Origin of the sequence: Methanosarcina sp. WWM596 (genome assembly GCF_000969965.1) — an archaeon.
Taxonomy (GTDB): Archaea; Halobacteriota; Methanosarcinia; order Methanosarcinales; family Methanosarcinaceae; genus Methanosarcina.
Genome location: NZ_CP009503.1, coordinates 2,910,727 through 2,926,326, shown reverse-complemented (window position 1 = coordinate 2,926,326; position 15,600 = coordinate 2,910,727). Strand labels below are relative to the sequence as shown.

13 protein-coding genes and 1 tRNA gene are annotated in these 15,600 nt (G+C 43.0%); 7 read left to right on the top strand and 7 right to left on the bottom strand.

Annotated features, from left to right (window positions below):
- The first annotated feature begins 70 nt into the window (after positions 1 to 70).
- The 3 genes from MSWHS_RS12925 to MSWHS_RS12915 all read left to right on the top strand — a co-directional run bounded on the left by MSWHS_RS12925 (position 71) and on the right by MSWHS_RS12915 (position 2,245).
- Positions 71 to 376, top strand: a complete 306-nt coding sequence (locus tag MSWHS_RS12925; protein ID WP_048129552.1) for a hypothetical protein — start codon at positions 71 to 73, stop codon at positions 374 to 376.
- Positions 377 to 390: 14 nt separating this feature from the next.
- Positions 391 to 1,329, top strand: a complete 939-nt coding sequence (locus MSWHS_RS12920; RefSeq protein WP_231585433.1) for an NADP-dependent oxidoreductase — start codon at positions 391 to 393, stop codon at positions 1,327 to 1,329.
- 523 nt (positions 1,330 to 1,852) lie between these two features.
- Positions 1,853 to 2,245 (top strand): YkvA family protein, encoded by a 393-nt coding sequence (locus MSWHS_RS12915; RefSeq protein WP_048129555.1) that lies wholly within the window; start codon positions 1,853 to 1,855, stop codon positions 2,243 to 2,245.
- Between the two features lie 206 nt (positions 2,246 to 2,451).
- On the opposite strand, the gene MSWHS_RS19480 is transcribed toward MSWHS_RS12915, so the two are convergent.
- The 3 genes from MSWHS_RS19480 to MSWHS_RS12900 all read right to left on the bottom strand — a co-directional run bounded on the left by MSWHS_RS19480 (position 2,452) and on the right by MSWHS_RS12900 (position 3,998).
- Entirely contained in the window at positions 2,452 to 2,601 is a 150-nt protein-coding gene (locus tag MSWHS_RS19480; RefSeq protein WP_231585432.1) for a type II toxin-antitoxin system HicB family antitoxin, read from the bottom strand.
- Between the two features lie 126 nt (positions 2,602 to 2,727).
- Positions 2,728 to 3,237: a DUF3267 domain-containing protein gene (locus MSWHS_RS12910; RefSeq protein WP_231585431.1), complete on the bottom strand. Its 510-nt coding sequence runs from the start codon at positions 3,235 to 3,237 to the stop codon at positions 2,728 to 2,730.
- 572 nt (positions 3,238 to 3,809) lie between these two features.
- The gene (locus tag MSWHS_RS12900; RefSeq protein ID WP_048129557.1) at positions 3,810 to 3,998 is read right to left on the bottom strand and encodes a hypothetical protein; all 189 of its coding nucleotides are present in this window, start codon (positions 3,996 to 3,998) and stop codon (positions 3,810 to 3,812) included.
- 795 nt (positions 3,999 to 4,793) lie between these two features.
- Here MSWHS_RS12900 and MSWHS_RS12895 point away from each other — a divergent pair.
- A complete protein-coding gene (locus tag MSWHS_RS12895) occupies positions 4,794 to 5,003 on the top strand; it encodes a hypothetical protein (protein WP_048129559.1) in 210 nt (69 codons plus the stop codon).
- Positions 5,004 to 5,076: 73 nt separating this feature from the next.
- On the opposite strand, the gene MSWHS_RS12890 is transcribed toward MSWHS_RS12895, so the two are convergent.
- Together MSWHS_RS12890 and lysS are read right to left on the bottom strand one after the other, a co-directional pair.
- Positions 5,077 to 7,983 carry a DEAD/DEAH box helicase gene (locus MSWHS_RS12890; protein WP_048159159.1) on the bottom strand — a complete coding sequence of 969 codons (2,907 nt, stop codon included), beginning with the start codon at positions 7,981 to 7,983 and terminating at the stop codon, positions 5,077 to 5,079.
- A gap of 227 nt (positions 7,984 to 8,210) precedes the next feature.
- Complete coding sequence (lysS, locus tag MSWHS_RS12880; RefSeq protein WP_048159158.1) at positions 8,211 to 9,746, bottom strand: lysine--tRNA ligase; 1,536 nt, start codon at positions 9,744 to 9,746, stop codon at positions 8,211 to 8,213.
- 811 nt (positions 9,747 to 10,557) lie between these two features.
- On the opposite strand from lysS, the gene pscS reads away from it, so the two are divergent.
- Positions 10,558 to 11,718, top strand: a complete 1,161-nt coding sequence (pscS, locus tag MSWHS_RS12875; RefSeq protein ID WP_048129567.1) for an O-phospho-L-seryl-tRNA:Cys-tRNA synthase — start codon at positions 10,558 to 10,560, stop codon at positions 11,716 to 11,718.
- 356 nt (positions 11,719 to 12,074) lie between these two features.
- On the opposite strand, the gene MSWHS_RS12870 is transcribed toward pscS, so the two are convergent.
- Positions 12,075 to 12,413, bottom strand: coding sequence for a winged helix-turn-helix domain-containing protein (locus tag MSWHS_RS12870; RefSeq protein WP_048129569.1), 339 nt, complete (start codon positions 12,411 to 12,413; stop codon positions 12,075 to 12,077).
- 122 nt (positions 12,414 to 12,535) lie between these two features.
- Here MSWHS_RS12870 and MSWHS_RS12865 point away from each other — a divergent pair, with 122 nt between their 5' ends.
- Complete coding sequence (locus MSWHS_RS12865) at positions 12,536 to 13,090, top strand: ferredoxin domain-containing protein (protein WP_048129570.1); 555 nt, start codon at positions 12,536 to 12,538, stop codon at positions 13,088 to 13,090.
- Positions 13,091 to 13,193: 103 nt separating this feature from the next.
- Here MSWHS_RS12865 and MSWHS_RS12860 read toward each other — a convergent pair whose 3' ends face one another.
- A complete protein-coding gene (locus tag MSWHS_RS12860; RefSeq protein ID WP_048129572.1) occupies positions 13,194 to 14,456 on the bottom strand; it encodes a diaminopimelate decarboxylase in 1,263 nt (420 codons plus the stop codon).
- Between the two features lie 473 nt (positions 14,457 to 14,929).
- Between MSWHS_RS12860 and MSWHS_RS12855 the strand changes: the two genes are divergently transcribed.
- Positions 14,930 to 15,001 (top strand) — tRNA-Gly (locus MSWHS_RS12855).
- The last annotated feature ends 599 nt before the right edge of the window (positions 15,002 to 15,600 follow it).

Genomic DNA, 15,600 nt, shown 5'->3' with positions numbered 1-15,600 from the left:
CCTTCTTTTAAAAAAACAGGGAAAATTAAAATAGAAGAATCAGAATATAAATAGATGGTGGGGAGTTAATTTGAGATATAAGAAAGCTTTGCTGCTATTTATATTCATTTTATTTCTTGAATTTCCGGCTGCAAATATAGATTGGATAAGATATATGAAAAATTCCAGTTCTGCAGTAGGAGATTTGACAACGGGCCTGGTAGAAGGAGAGATCATCCGCATTGATGACGGGAAATACAGGGATGGTGTGGTTGATAATTTTGATTATTTATTAAATACGAAATACCTTTCGATTCACCCATGCTACTGGAAATACCTGAAGTGGATTCGTCCATTATTCAAGTTAGTGGGACAAATGAATGTAGGCCGTAGTTAAAGAGATTTTTTGAGATGGAAAATATGAAAGCGGTAAGGATTCATGAGTTTGGCGGACCGGAGGTTCTGAAGTACGAGAAAATTCCAGAACCTCACCCAGGGCCGGGGGAGATTCGAATTCGAATAATTGCAACTGGGGTCAACCCAATAGACTGGAAGATACGCAGAGGTCTGTTGGGGGAAATGCCTTTACCAATGACGATGGGACTGGACGTTGCAGGTATTGTAGACGCTCAGGGACGGGAAAAAGGTCCCTTCCAGTCCGGAGAAGAGGTCTTTGCCAAAGTCTCGATAGGACAGGGAGGATATGCCGAATACACAGTTGTCAATTCTTCACAGGCGGCAAGAAAACCCAGAAGTATCGGGTTCATTGAAAGCGCATCAATTCCAACTGCAGGACTGGCTGCCTGGCAGTCCCTCTTTGATATTGCAGGGCTGGAAAAAGGACAGTCGATCCTAATCCATGGCGCAGCAGGCGGAGTTGGGAGTTTTGCAGTCCAGTTTGCGAAATGGAAAGGAGCTTATATCTTTGGCACTGCTTCCGAGAAAAACAAGCAGTTCTTAAAAAGCATAGGTGCTGACGAATTCATCGACTATAAAAACCAGCGATTTGAAGATGTAGCCGGCAAGGTGGACGTGGTACTGGATACTATAGGAGGAGACACCTTTGAGAGGTCCTGGGAAGTGTTAAAACCCGGTGGATTCCTGGTAAGTACTGTAGCAGGCATTCCAGAAAAAGCTCCCGAAAAACACGGCGTACGTGCACAAACTCTCATGACCCAGGCTAACGGAGGAGAACTGGCTCAAATCGCAGCCATAATAGACGAGCAGCCGATAAAACCGGTGGTAACAACAGTACTCCCCCTTTCCGAAGCCAGAAAAGCGCATGAGATGAGTGAAAGCCGTCATACTCGTGGGAAGATAGTGTTAAGAGTGGCAGAAGACCCGCAGTGAAAACAGGGAGAATCTGGTAAAAGAAACCGGTCAAAATATCCGGCGTCATCCAGATCTCCAAAGCCAGCAATAAAACTATTAATTTCAACTACAACCGTATAGTTATTAGAAAGTGACTTATCACACAGATCAACATCGATTTCTCCCGGCACCCAAACGCCGGGTTGTGTTGAATTATAATCCTTTAAATAAAAATATTTATTAAATAAAGGTTCAGTCCGGGAGACTGAGAAATCTTCAGACTAACTTCAACAAGCTTAATATCCTATTACCACCGATTTTATTTATACCAGATTATTTTAATGCACGCATATTTTTTGGCAGAAACTGGAAAAGGCATTTAATTTAAAACCGATTTTATAATAGTCAAAATAATCAGGATATCTACAGAGCCAAAATTTGATTTGTTTTTTGAAAAGGCCATTAATTGCCTCAATTGATGCAAAAAAGAGAAAAAATATCCAATTTGAGAGTTAATTTAAGAGCCCTGATATACAATTCAATATAAGATTGGAGGATTATCATGGATAAAACTAATAACTTCAGAGCGAAGAAAGTTGGATCAAATCTTGACCAATTTAATGAAAATCCAGATCAAGCTTCTGATACCGGCACGGTTTTTCCTGAAGAACTGAGAGGTGCTCATCACCACCGGGCAGATCTCAGGAAAATCTGGGATTATTTAGGATTATTGTTTTCAATGTTAGCAGATTCCTTCAACGGGAAATACCCGATTCCAAAGAAAACGGTATTAGTGATAACATTCGCTCTCCTGTATCTCATAAGTCCGATTGACATCGCTCCGGATATTATTCCTTTACTTGGATTTGTGGATGATGTCGCTGTGCTTGCTTTTGCATTTAGCCTTATAAAAGATGACCTGGAAAAATACCAAGCCTGGAAAACGAGTTACTGATATTGATTTAATTAATACTAACCATTTATTATGGTTGAGATAGCGTAAGATATCGTATAGCAGATATAGACCGCATACTCACTGATGGAGAGAAAAAGCTCATAGATTAAAGTCATGAAAACCAGAAAAAAGGAACTTTGATACCCCTTTCAGAGTTCAAGAAGGAAATGGGACTCTAATATAAAAAAAAACACTTATTATGTTATTCAACTTCCGAGGCAGACCTGTATCGCTTCTTCTATCCTCTCCATGACCTGTTCAACTGTTTTTCCCTGAGTATAACAACCCGATATGTCAGGAACTTTTGCAATATATATGCCGTTTTCGTCCTGCTCGATCAGAACTGTGTAATTCAAACTCTTGCCTTCCATCTCCGCCAGAATAACATTTTATCTGTGAGTGTTTAAAGCTGTTACCGGCAGGACACAAAGAAATTTTTGAAAAAAGAGATTTTTGCTTGTCTACCTTAAGATCATACATCTTCAGTTGCTTTCTGGAATGCTCTTATCTATCCTTATCCAGTAGGTCCTTATCCCGTTGGAAGTTAAATATGCACCATCAGGCACCTGGATCAGTATAAGGATCAAGCCCAGCATGTCCACGCCAGAACTCATAGCGTTTAACAATATAAGGATCTTTGCTAACGGATTTAATAGACCCAAAGCCCCCAGAATGCCAGGTAGTATTATTGAAAGCAAGACAAAAGGTGCCAGTGTGATAAGAATATACCTTGATTTTGATATCGCTTCTTCAGAATAAACAAATCCGCCAAAATAAGTAATTCCTAAAAACGTTTTATCCGAAATTAAAAAGTCCGGGATAAAGACAAGATGAATAAGTTCATGAATAAAAACCAGCCCGAGAAGGTATGCAAGATCCTGTAAGTTTATATTTAGTGTTATCGTTTGTAAAGAGTTAATGCCGAGATCTGCTAAAGAGAAAGGCGAAAACATGTTGAGGACCGCTATAGAAAGCAGAGTATTCAGTATCATTAACGGGATTGCTGCGAGTATAGTGGACACGAAATTGTTCGGCTCACGTAGCTATATCCAGTTGCTTGTGATCAGTTCTGAGTGCCTTTCAGAGTTTACTTGAGGGAATTTGTATCTCAGCCGGATAATACCTTCTCCTTTTTACATATACTGAAAGCCTGTTTTACTCTTTAAATCTTATTAAGAGAAGATAGTTAATTAGTAACACAGTAAAAAAACGAGTCACTCTTTTTCATGCCGAGATCACTTTTACTTCCTTTTTAATTCCGTCAATAAGGAATGGGTTTATTGAAGTTTCAGTAAGCAAATCGACCTTTAACCCAAGTAACTCTGAGAGTTCCCTCTAAATCCTTACAAGGGTTAACAGACCTTTTGTTTCGGAGAACTTCACAAGAATGTCTATATCGCTTTCCGGCTTTTCCATGACACACAGAGAAAAAAATTGCTTCAAATACCCACCCAACAACCTACCCAAAAGATTAAACATAAAACTACGCAAAAGAAGCTCTAAAAAACAAAATAGAGATAAAGTTCCTTTCACATCATTCTTATCCCAAGCAGACAATTCCTGCTCAGTGAAGAGAACCTGATTTCATTTTTTTTGCTTTTTCCTCAAGTTCTTCTTTACTTTCCTGAGCTTTCTTCTGAATATCTCCCTTTGTTTCTTCAGTTTTCTCCTGCATCTGCCCTTTCAGTTCCTCAGATTTCTCTTCTGCCTGTCCTTTCAGTCCTTTTAATTTATCTTCGATTCCAAGTCCCATGTAAATACTCCTTTATCACTGGAAATATCGTCGATCCAATTACAAAAAACTAAAAAGAAATAATTAGACCAATATAAAAAATAAGTCATACAAATATAGCTTTTTGGAACCTGTTTTACTGAATATAGATCCTGAAAAAAGATATTTTCCATGTACTCATTCATCAACGCCAGAAAGTTCAGGACAAAACAGAAAGTTCAGGGAAAGTAAATTAAGACTAATAAAAACCCTGAACCTGAAACAACCATATTAGCTGCCTTTACGGATTTTTCCCGCGCAGTGGAGCGATTTTTCCATGACACACAGAGAGAAAAGATTGCTTCAAATACCCACCCACCGACCTACCCAAAAGACTAAACAAAAACGACCCAAAAGAAGCTCAAAAAAGCAAAAGCAGGATAAGTTCAATCAGGACCGTATAATTCAAGTTCTTGCCTTCCATCTTTACCGGAATAACATTTAATCTGTGAGTATCTAAACTGCTGCCACCAAAATTGAAGACGAAAGTTAACTTAGACCCGCAAAAAGCCGGAGTAATATCACTTTTTTATAATATTTCCACCCCATCCCCCCTCAAATCCTTTCGATTGGAAATTCGAAGATTGTCTTTCTGATTTAAAAAGAATTGAAAATTTGGAAGATGCAGCAATAAAGTTTTTTTCTCGAATAAATAAATTATTTCAAAAGAACTCAGTTACTGTTATACCAAGCCAAATAAAGAGAATAATTTGTACTGTTAAAAGGTAGACACCCATAGAATATTTGAAAAATTGGTGCTTTTACATATCAGAAGCAATGGCAGTTGAAACTGTAATAGACGCTTATTGGCAATTTCAGGGTTATTGGACTAAGTTGAGACATCCTATTCAAACAAAAAAAGGTGAGTGGCCAGATATTGATGTATTGGCATATAATCCAAAAGAAAATGAATTGATAATTTGCGAATCAAAAGTGATAGGAGAGAAAAATTTAATCCGAGCCTATATTCCAGAGATAAGAAATTAAAGAAAAGTATCATTCATCGACTTTGATAAAGACATTAATAGACTCATAAAAACTATTTAACTTAGTCTCTCATTCACCAGAATTTCTTCGTCTTCACGTAATTCCTCTCAGCCTTCAGAATATCCCTGTAAAACGCCTCTTCGTCCACCCTCATCTTTTCAATAACCCTTGATGCGGTTTCAGGCCCGACGCCCCTGCTAGCAAGCGCAATAACGGCTTTTTTTCCCTGCGAGTTCACGATGCTGGCATTTCGGTAGACTCTCTGGATGCGCTTTTTCTCCTCGGCTGAGACCGGAACGCCCTTTCCCTGTTTCCTGACCAGTTTGATTTCCTCGTCTTCCCAGGGCTTGAGGGCTGCAACCATTCTTGAGTCACAGACCGGGCAGATGATTTCTTCGGGAGCATTTTTGACCTGGCGGCGGGAGGTCCATTTCTTGCAGGTCGTGCAGAAGAGGATGATATTGTCGTTCATGATGCGTTCCTTTAAGGCAAGGACGATTGAACGGTCGGCTTTTTCCGGGGCTACAAGGTCTCTTTTCATGGCAAAGCCGGCTGAGCCGATCGGGGTTGGACCCGAAACCTCGACTGCAATCTCGCCGGCTGCAAGTTTTGTCAGGACTTCTTTTGCCCGGGAGACGTCAAGCATATCGTGGAAGATCTCACGGACAACCTCTTCGTACATGGAAGAGCCCGCGTAGATTTCAAGGAGCTTTTTCATGCTGATCCTGTCGTAGTCGATGTTCCGAGAGAGGGCTCCGAACTTGCGGGCTACGTGGACCATTTTCCATTTCATGAGGGTCGTGTTCTTCAGGGTCATTTCAATGATGGGTTCAACGTGTTCCGGGCGGAGGGAGAGAAGCATGTCCCGGATCTGGACAGGGCCCACCCGGCGGGGTAGAGTCAACCTGATCCTGTACGGGTCCACTTCCTGGGCTACACTGCTCCCGAAGCGTGCCGACAGAAGAGAGGTCAAAACCCTTGCCAGCGTCCCGTTGGTATTGTGGCCGAAACAGGCGTTCAGGGTCACAGCGTCCCCTTCGTCTTCGATTACGATCGTATCAGCATCCGGAAGTGGGAAATTTCCTTCAACGTGGTCCCACAGCAGGCGGATAAGTTCGAGCACGGCTGTCCTGGCTACCGGATATTTCAATTGCAGTTTTTCCGCAATGGCTTCGTCATCGAACCCTTCCCGGAGCAGGGCTGCAATCTCGGCTCTGAGCTTTCCCACGCCCTGGGCTACTTCAAAGGGCACAGGGATCTCTTCTCCTGTCCAGCTAGGGACTTCCCCCATGCCTTCGACCGGCTCGACCTTTATCCTGTCCCGGTTCGGCTCCCTTTCGCGGTCAGGCATCTCAATGACCCGCCACATATCTCCTTTTGTTATGAAAACGGCTCCGGGCTGGGCGAAATTTACCACAAAAGCTTCGTCCAGCACCCCGATAGACTTTCCACTCACGATGTCATAGATCTCGTACTTCTTTTCGTCCGGGATCATAGAGAGGTTGTCGTAATAATACTCCCAGCTCTTCCTGCGTTTTTTCACAACATTTGAGCCTTTCTCATGCCAGATCAGTCTGTAGTCTCCGATCTGGTCTACCACCCGCTGCAAATCTTCAATCCGCAAATCTTTGAACGTGTAGGTCCGCCCGAGGATCCTTAAAATCCTGTCAATTCCAACCTTCCCGAAATCCATAACCATGCCTGCAATCTGATTTGCCACAACGTCAAGGGAATTCCTGTGCGGGGAAATCTCTTCAACCCTGCCTTCTAGTGCAGCCTTTGTAATAGCCATGCTTTCGGCGGTGTCATCCACTTCCATGGAGATGATTGTGCCCCGGGAGACCTCGTGCAGCCTGTGCCCTGCCCTTCCTACCCTCTGGAGCAGCCTTGAAACCTGGCGCGGGGAACCATACTGGATTACCCGGTCAACGTTTCCTATATCGATACCGAGTTCCATTGACGAAGTACAGATAAGTCCCCTGAGGGCTCCGGATTTGAACGCCTCTTCGGCTTCGACGCGGGCTTCAAAAGAAAGGGAGCCGTGATGCACTCCAATTGACGCTCCAAGCTTCCGGAAACCTGCTGCAAGAGCTTCTGCACTCTGTCGGGTATTCACAAAAATAAGTGTGGACTGGCTTTCTTCAACGATTTTCCGGATCAAGAAAAGGTGAGAGGCAAACTCAGGCTCACAGCCCACGGTCCTTGCAATCTCCATGACTTGTTCCTCTCCGGCTGTACCTACACCTGCATCTCCACCTGCATCTCCGGCTGTACCTCTCCCGGAAAGGTGAGGACTGATCACATCGAATTCCAGGAGCTTCAGCAGGGCGACCTCGATAACCGTAAAATCCCTGTTTGCCCCTGCCAGGAACTTTGCAATTTCCCAGGGGTTCCCTACTGTTGCCGAAAGCCCGATTCTCTGGAATTCCCCCGAAATTTCCACAAGCCTCTCAAGCCCAACCGCCAGTTGAGCTCCGCGTTTCGAGCCTGCAAGCTCATGGATTTCATCAACCACCACATGTGTTACGGTTTCAAGGTTCTTCCGCAAGCGGGAGCCCGTAAACATTGCCTGAAGAGTCTCCGGGGTTGTGATCAGCACATCCGGAGGGGTTTTGGACTGGCGCTGTCTTTCGCTTTGAGGGGTATCCCCGTGCCGGACCTGGACTTTGATATCAAGCAATTTCCCGAGAAGCTCTATTCTGGAGAGCATATCCCTGTTGAGCGCCCGCAGAGGGGTGATATACAAGGCAGAAATACCCCTTCTGGCTTCGGGTTTCTTTTTCAGGATGCTGTGAAAAACAGGAAGTACAGCAGATTCAGTCTTTCCCGAACCAGTTGGAGCTATCAGAAGAATGTGCTTTCCGTCCATTATATGAGGAAATGCCCTTTCCTGCGGTTCTGTAGGTTTTATAAACCCCAGAGTGCTCAGGACTTCCTGAATTTTTGGGTGAAAAAAACTGAAGGCGTTATTGAAAGTCATTTTTCCCGGAATTGATTTTTGATAATGGATAACTTAATTGTTGTGTTATCAGCCCCAGTATAAATATCTGTATGCAAAAGCTGAGCTGCTCCCGCACAGCTAATATTAAACGGAAGATGCCATTCAGGCGTCTCTGGAATAAAAAAGAAGGGGATTTTCTCCCCGGCTGGCCCGTTCGCCTGACAGGGCAAACTCGACCTGCAGAACAAAATTAAGTTCGAAATCACTCAGTCTTCCCTTTTCATTTGCGGGAAAAGGATTACTTCCTTGATGGATTCCAGGCCCGCAAGGATCATGGTAAGGCGGTCGATTCCGAGCCCCATGCCGCCGGTTGGAGGCAAGCCGTATCCGAGAGCGTTTATAAAGTCGTAATCAACGGTCTGGGCTTCAAGGTCTCCCAGCTTTCTTTTCTTGTCCTGATCTTCAAACCTCTTTTCCTGTTCAAGGGGATCGTTTAATTCGGAATATCCGTTTGCCAGTTCCCAACCGTTGAGGAAGAGCTCGAAACGCTCGACAAAACCTGCTTTCACCCGGTGGTTTTTAGCGAGGGGAGAGGTTTCAACCGGGAAATCATATATGAAAGTCGGGTTTATCAGCTTGTCTTCTACAAGGCCTTCAAAAAGCAGGGCAAGGAATTCACCATGGCTCTTTGCTTTTTCGTAGTCTTCGATCCTGTTCTCAATGGCTATTTTCTTCAGCTCTTCAATAGAGTGGGCAAAGACATCAAGCCCGGCATATTCTTTTAAGGCGTCTTCCATGGAAATCCTTCTCCAGGGAGAGCGGAGATTGATAGTGTTTTCACCCATCTGCACCTCATAGCCGCCTGTCAGCTTGAACACGAGTTCCGAAACCAGACTTTCGGTTAAGTCCATCATATCATTATAGTCCCTGTAAGCCTCGTAGACCTCAATCATCGTAAACTCAGGGTTATGAGTCGTGTCGATGTCTTCGTTCCTGAAGTTTTTGGCAATCTCGAAGACTTTCTCATACCCGCCAACAACAAGCCTCTTGAGGTAAAGTTCAGGGGCAATTCTCAAAAAGAGGTTCTGTCCAAGACAGTTGTGGAATGTCGTGAAAGGCCTTGCATTTGCGCCTCCATATACAGTCTGGAGCACAGGGGTTTCAAACTCCAGAAATTCCTTTTCGGCAAGGAATCTTCTGATCTCGGAGATCAATTTGCTCCTCATGATGAAAATATCTCTCTTTTCGGCATTGACTATGAGGTCAAGGTACCTCTTCCTGTACCTGGTCTCAACATCTTTTAAACCATGGAATTTTTCGGGGAGGGCACACAGGGACTTGGAAAGCAGGACAAATTCCGACACACTGATGGAATCTTCTCCTCTCTTTGTCCTGAAAATATCACCCTGAACCCCTATGATATCTCCGGAGTCCACAAGGTTCTTAAAAATCTCAAACTCCTCATCCGGGAGGTTTCCTTTCCTTACAAGCACCTGAATCCTGCCGGTCTGGTCCCCAAGATCGGCAAATATCATTTTCCCGTGCTTTCTGATATTATAGAGCCTTCCTGCAGTCTGAACAGATAAGCCCTCGTTCTTTTCGAAGTCCTCGAACTTTTTCAAGATATCGCAGATATCCCCGTTCTTTTCGAACTTATAGGGATAGGGATTGAATCCCTGACTTATGATACCGTTTAATTTTGCAAGTTTTGAGTCGTCAAAAGCCCTGGAGCCCGATAAATCAGTGTCATCAGACAGGGGCACATTTTCAGACAGGTCCGTGTTATTAATTTCCATAGTCATTGAATCAGTACATCCTCTTCAGGTGATACGAATAAATAAATCAATAAATCGATCAGCAAGTAACTGCTAAATCGATCAGTAAGTTAGCCATAAATAATCAATAAATCAACCCGGGCCCACAGCAGAAGAGTGTTTTAAAGAGTCTGCGGGGGTCCTGTGAATTCTGCATTCTTAAGTTTCAAAACTTCTACGGTGAATGTTGAAGTATGAATTATCAGGAATGATGACTGTCTATTAGCCTGATTCCTGACATTTATTTTTTTCCATACAGCCATGCATTTTATATAAACATTGAGAAAAAGAGCTTACATATTAATTAATATGAGATTGTTCCATGAGAAAAATTACCCCCACCAGCTTTTCTACAGAAATACGCTCTGCTTACAATTCACAGAATTTTTTTCATAGGATTTATCTTACAAAATGTAAAACCCCCTGGTCTTTAGCCTAAGAGATGTAAGCGTCAACTTATTTAACAAAGGAAGCGAAAAGGCTCTAAAAACAGGGCAAAAGCCAAACAAAGATTTGCCAAATTCCGCGAGAAAATAAGCAGTTAGAGACACTGTATCCAGCACAAACTCTCATTCAAACTTGTTAATGAAAATCAAGAATTAGCTGTTGAAACTCTGAATATTAAAGGTAAATTAAAAATCATTGTCACGAATTCCTGATATATCACTGGACATATAGAGTTCTAAGCAGTTAATTTACATCAGATATGCTATCACAACCAGGACAAAACCTTACAGGCTGGACCAGAAATTTATAGTTTAAATTAGAAATTTACAGTTATCACTGAGGTATAAAGAAAATGATACTTGACGACTCATATTTACAGAAGTTTGGTTTCATAAAGCGAGAAACCCTCGGCAGTATAAATATTGATCCTCTTCAGACTGGCGGGCTTTTGACCGAGGCTGCCAGGCAGACTCTTGTGGAATGGGGAGATGGTTACTCAGTCTGCGACTTCTGTGGTGGGATTCTGGACCAGATCAAAAAACCCCCCATCCATGATTTTGTACACAAGGCTCTCCCCGAGTTTCTGGGTTGTGATGAGGCAAGGGTCACAAACGGGGCAAGAGAGTCCAAGTTTGCGGTTATGCACTCCATAGGAAAACCCGGAGACTGGATCGTGCTTGATGGGCTTGCCCACTACTCTTCTTACGTTGCAGCCGAAAGAGCCGGCCTGAATATCAAAGTAGTGCCTCATACAGGCAGTCCCGAATACTACCTTGACCCTGAAGGCTACGGGACCGCAATTGAAGAGATCACAAAAGAAAGCGGCAAACCTCCAGTTCTTGCTCTTGTAACATATCCTGACGGGAGTTACGGAAACGTTCCGGATGCCGGTAAGATAGCGTCCGTTTGCCACGGATACGATGTTCCCCTTCTCCTGAACGGGGCTTACTGTGTTGGAAGGATGCCTGTTTCCGCAAAGGAAATCGGGGCTGACTTTATCGTGGGCAGTGGGCACAAATCAATGGCTGCATCCGGGCCTGTCGGGGTGCTCGGGGTAAGTGAAGAGTATGCCCCAATCGTTTTCAGAAAATCCGTGTACAACAAGGCAAAGGAAGTCGAGCTTCTGGGCTGCACTGCCCGCGGGGCAACGGTTATGACCCTGATAGCTTCTTTTCCTGAAGTGGTAAAGCGCGTCCGGAACTGGGACCAGGAAGTTGAAAATGCCCGCTGGTTCTCTGCAAAGCTCGAAGATATGGGTTTTATCCAGCGCGGACAGAAACCCCATTCTCACGACCTTATGTTCTTCGAAGCTCCGGGCTTCTATGCAATTTCCGAAAAGGTCAAAAAAGGCAGATATTTCCTCTACAGGGAACTGAAAGAAAGGAACATTCACGGCATCAAGTCCGGGCTTACGAAATTCTTCAAACTCAGCACCTTCGGGGTCGGAAAGCAAAAGCTCGGTGTTGTCGCAGACTCTTTTGAGGAGATCCTGAAAAAATACGAGAATGTTTAAAATCTTCCTGAATCATATCTTTTTTGATGCCTGGGAGTAATCTGACAGTCTGTTCCGAAATCCGGGCACCATGATTACTTTTTTTGAATCTACTTTTTTGAAACAGATTTTAGATTTTTATTTTGACTGATGGATTTCTCTGAAAAGGTTTTATTCTGAATGCTAGTTTAACTGATTATTTTTATCACTTGTTGAACCCGATTTTCCGCTTCAAATTTCAAGACAAATCGCCAGCTTGAATGCTCTGCGCCATCCCTGGCTATAAAAATGGCATAAAAAATTTTGATTTTATGTGTTCTGTTTTTAACGTTTCTGAAATTAAAAACAAATACTTGTTTTTGGGAATCAGTCTGTTTTTACTTTTTCATTTCCACGTTTTCCAGGAACCCATCTCCCCTTGGTGTCGGGAAATAGTATACTGTCCCGTCCTTTTCTTCCTTTTCGATGTAGAGGGCGTCTTCAAGCATGCTGAGATGGAAATTGGTCATGGATTCGTTCAAGTTGAATTCCTTTTTTATCTCTTCATAAGACTTTTTGCTATTTCCAAGAAAGATCAGGATGTTCCGGCGGGTGTTATTCTGGAGGGTCTTCAACCCGAATTTGTGGTCCTCGGTGGGATTTCGGGTTAACTTCCCTTCACGCTTCATTCTTTCTAGCCATTCTTCTTTATTTCTGGCATTTTCGTTTGAGTCCATATCTGATCAGTAATATATTTGCAGGAACAATTAAATACATTTTGAAGTTTGTGAAAAATTATCAGACATTTCCCGAGTTTGTGGGTTTATATTATGAATAGCTTTATTGTTTTTTAATTTCTATGAAACTGAACCCTGAACTCGAATCCCTGGATATCCTTGCAAAAGTCATCCTCACCGCCGCCCGAACCGCCCCTAAAGGCAAGGGCATCGACGACATCGTAACCCGCCTCCTCTCCCCTGAAGAAAAAACCGAACTTGCCTTAAGGATGGAAGAGCTAAGTGAAATCAAAGATCTCAAATTCCTGCTCCGGGACGCCCAGAACGTCAGGGGCGCAGATGCCATTGTCCTTATCGGGCTTAAAGCTTCGGGTGTCAGCAGTCTGGACTGCGGTGCCTGCGGTTTTGCGACCTGCAAAGAGATGCTCGAACACGAAAAAGTTCAAAAAGAATTTTTTGGTCCCCAGTGCATGATCAAGTACCTGGACCTCGGTATTGCGGTGGGTTCAGCTGCAGCAAAGGCAAAGGACCTCTGCATCGACAACCGGATCATGTATTCTGCCGGAGCAGCTGCCTGTTACTTTGAGATGATTGACGCGGATGTGGCAATGGGGATTCCATTGAGCATTAAGGGAAAGAATATTTTCTTTGACAGGGAGTCAACGAGAAAAGTGTAGGAATGAGATTGAAAAATAGGGGGTCAGGAAAACCAGATCCCCTGCAAAAAAGAAAATATTAAATCAGGTGTGAATAACTTTTGTTTCCTCAGTTCACCTGTTTTCACCTGAAACTTTTCAACTGCTCAAAATCAAGGGTTGCAAAGTAATCCTCAATTGTTTCAGCCCTGCGAATCTGCACAACACTTCCGTCTTCTCTCAGTAAGAGCTCGGCAGAGCGGAGTTTTCCGTTGTAGTTGAATCCCATGGCATGCCCGTGGGCTCCGGTGTCGTGGATTGCCAGGACGTCACCGATTTCAATTTTGGGGAGCATCCTATCGATTGCGAACTTGTCGTTGTTTTCGCAGAGGGAGCCGGTTACGTCATATTTGTGAGTAAGGGGCTCGTTTTCTTTTCCGAGGACGGTTATATGATGGTATGCTCCATAAATTCCAGGGCGCATGAGGTTTGCCATGCAGGAGTCCATGCCCACGTAGTCCTTATACGTGCTTTTCAGGTGCCTGACCTGAGATATGAGGTAGCCGTAGGGGCCTGTGATAACCCTGCCGCATTCCAAGTAAACCTTGAGCGAAGAGAGCCCGTTGGCTGTAATGGTGGTGTCGTAGGCTCCTTTTACACCTTTTGCTATAGCTTCCAGGGAGACCGGTTCCTGTTCGGGCCTATAGGGTATTCCTATCCCGCCACCGAGGTTTACGAATTCGAATTGAATTCCGAGTTCTTTTGAAATCTCAACTATCAATTCGAAGAGAATCCTTGCAGTTTCCACGAAATAATCGGGGTTAAGTTCATTTGAAGCTACCATTGTGTGCAGCCCGAAGCGCTTGACCCCCTTATCTCTCAGGGTCCTGTACCCTTCAAAAAGCTGCTCCCGTGTAAAGCCGTACTTTGCCTCTTCAGGTTTTCCAATTATTGCGTTCCCTTCTTTCAGGGAGCCGGGATTATACCTGAAGCAGACGATTTCCGGAAGCCCGGCATATTTTTCCAGATAGGGAATGTGGCTGATGTCATCAAGGTTGATGTAGCCTCCCATTTCCTTTGCTTTTACGAACTCCTCTGCCGGGGTGTCGTTTGAGCTGAACATGATGTCGTCCCCTGTCATCCCTGCCTTTTCCGCAAGGATAAGTTCAGGCAGGGAACTGCAGTCTGCCCCGAAACCCTCCTCTTTGAAGATCTTGAGGATAAAGGGATTAGGAAGGGCCTTTACGGCAAAAAACTCCTTGAAGCCGGGAACGTCTTTAAAAGCAGATTTCATTCTTCTGGCATTTTCCCTGATGGCTTTCTCATCGTAAATATGAAAAGGAGTGGGATATTTTTCCATTATTTTCAGGATTTGTTCTCTGGTGAAGGGGAGGTCCTTTGAAACCATTATTGTAACCTTTTGCCTGATTTTTGTTTAAATCGATTTTATACCAATTTGAACTTTTATTCCTTTATTAGTTTTTCCACGATCTTGGGTACTGAATGAAAAAGTATCGATTTACTGAAATAAAACTTTATTTTAAAAAGACGTTTCATTTCCGTTAATTAATGCCAGTTTCAAACTCTATAATTTTTCCTTCCAATCTTCTTGTGGGCATGATCTTCTCAAGCTCCTCAAAAAGTTTTGTAAGATTATTATACTGCGCCATTGCCCCTTCTCTGAAAAAGCGTTCAAAGTTGTCTACAATAACTATTCCCCATTCCAGTCTTCATCGAATTGCACCTTCAGGTTTTTGATATAGACATTCATTTCCAGCAAGGGGTAAACCAGTGCTCTCTGGTATTTCATCCCTTTTACCGAAACCTTTAATATCTAAAAGATGCATGAGAAGAGTACACAGCAGTTCCTTAAGACAGTATGCGACCGTGGTTTAGTGGCTATGACCTGAGCTTCCCAAGCTTAGAACCCGGGTTCGAATCCCGGCGGTCGCATTTCAGGCTTTTTTCAGATTCCTTTATTCAGGTTTTTTTCAGATTCTTTATTCAGATTTTTTTCAGATTCCTTTATTCAGGTTTTTTTCAGATTCTTTAATTAATGGTGCCCATTTTCTAATCCAATCTCTCTCACGTGAAGTGCCTTTAAGCTCTTGAATTACGACTCCTTCAAATAATTATATATCTACCTGCACAATACAGCTATAATATTAATAATATTACAAAAATAATTATAAATTATAATACAATTAATACAATCATAATGCAATTAATATGAATATAATATTATAAATACAATAATAACATTACTAATGTAATTATAATATTGCTAATAGAATTATAACACGATTAATATAAATAGTTGTAAATTTCATATGAAAAAAATTATCGTAAATGCGATGGTGCTTATATTTGCTATCACCCTTTTTTTCCGGAAATGTTTCGGCAAATGGTGATGAAAACTATAATGATCACAGCAGAGATGATTCACAACCAGAATCCCGTGATCTCGGACCCGGTGAACCATCTGACAATGAAAATGCCAATCCGGCAGAAAACCGGACAAGACACAAAGACGCCTGATATAAAAAATATGG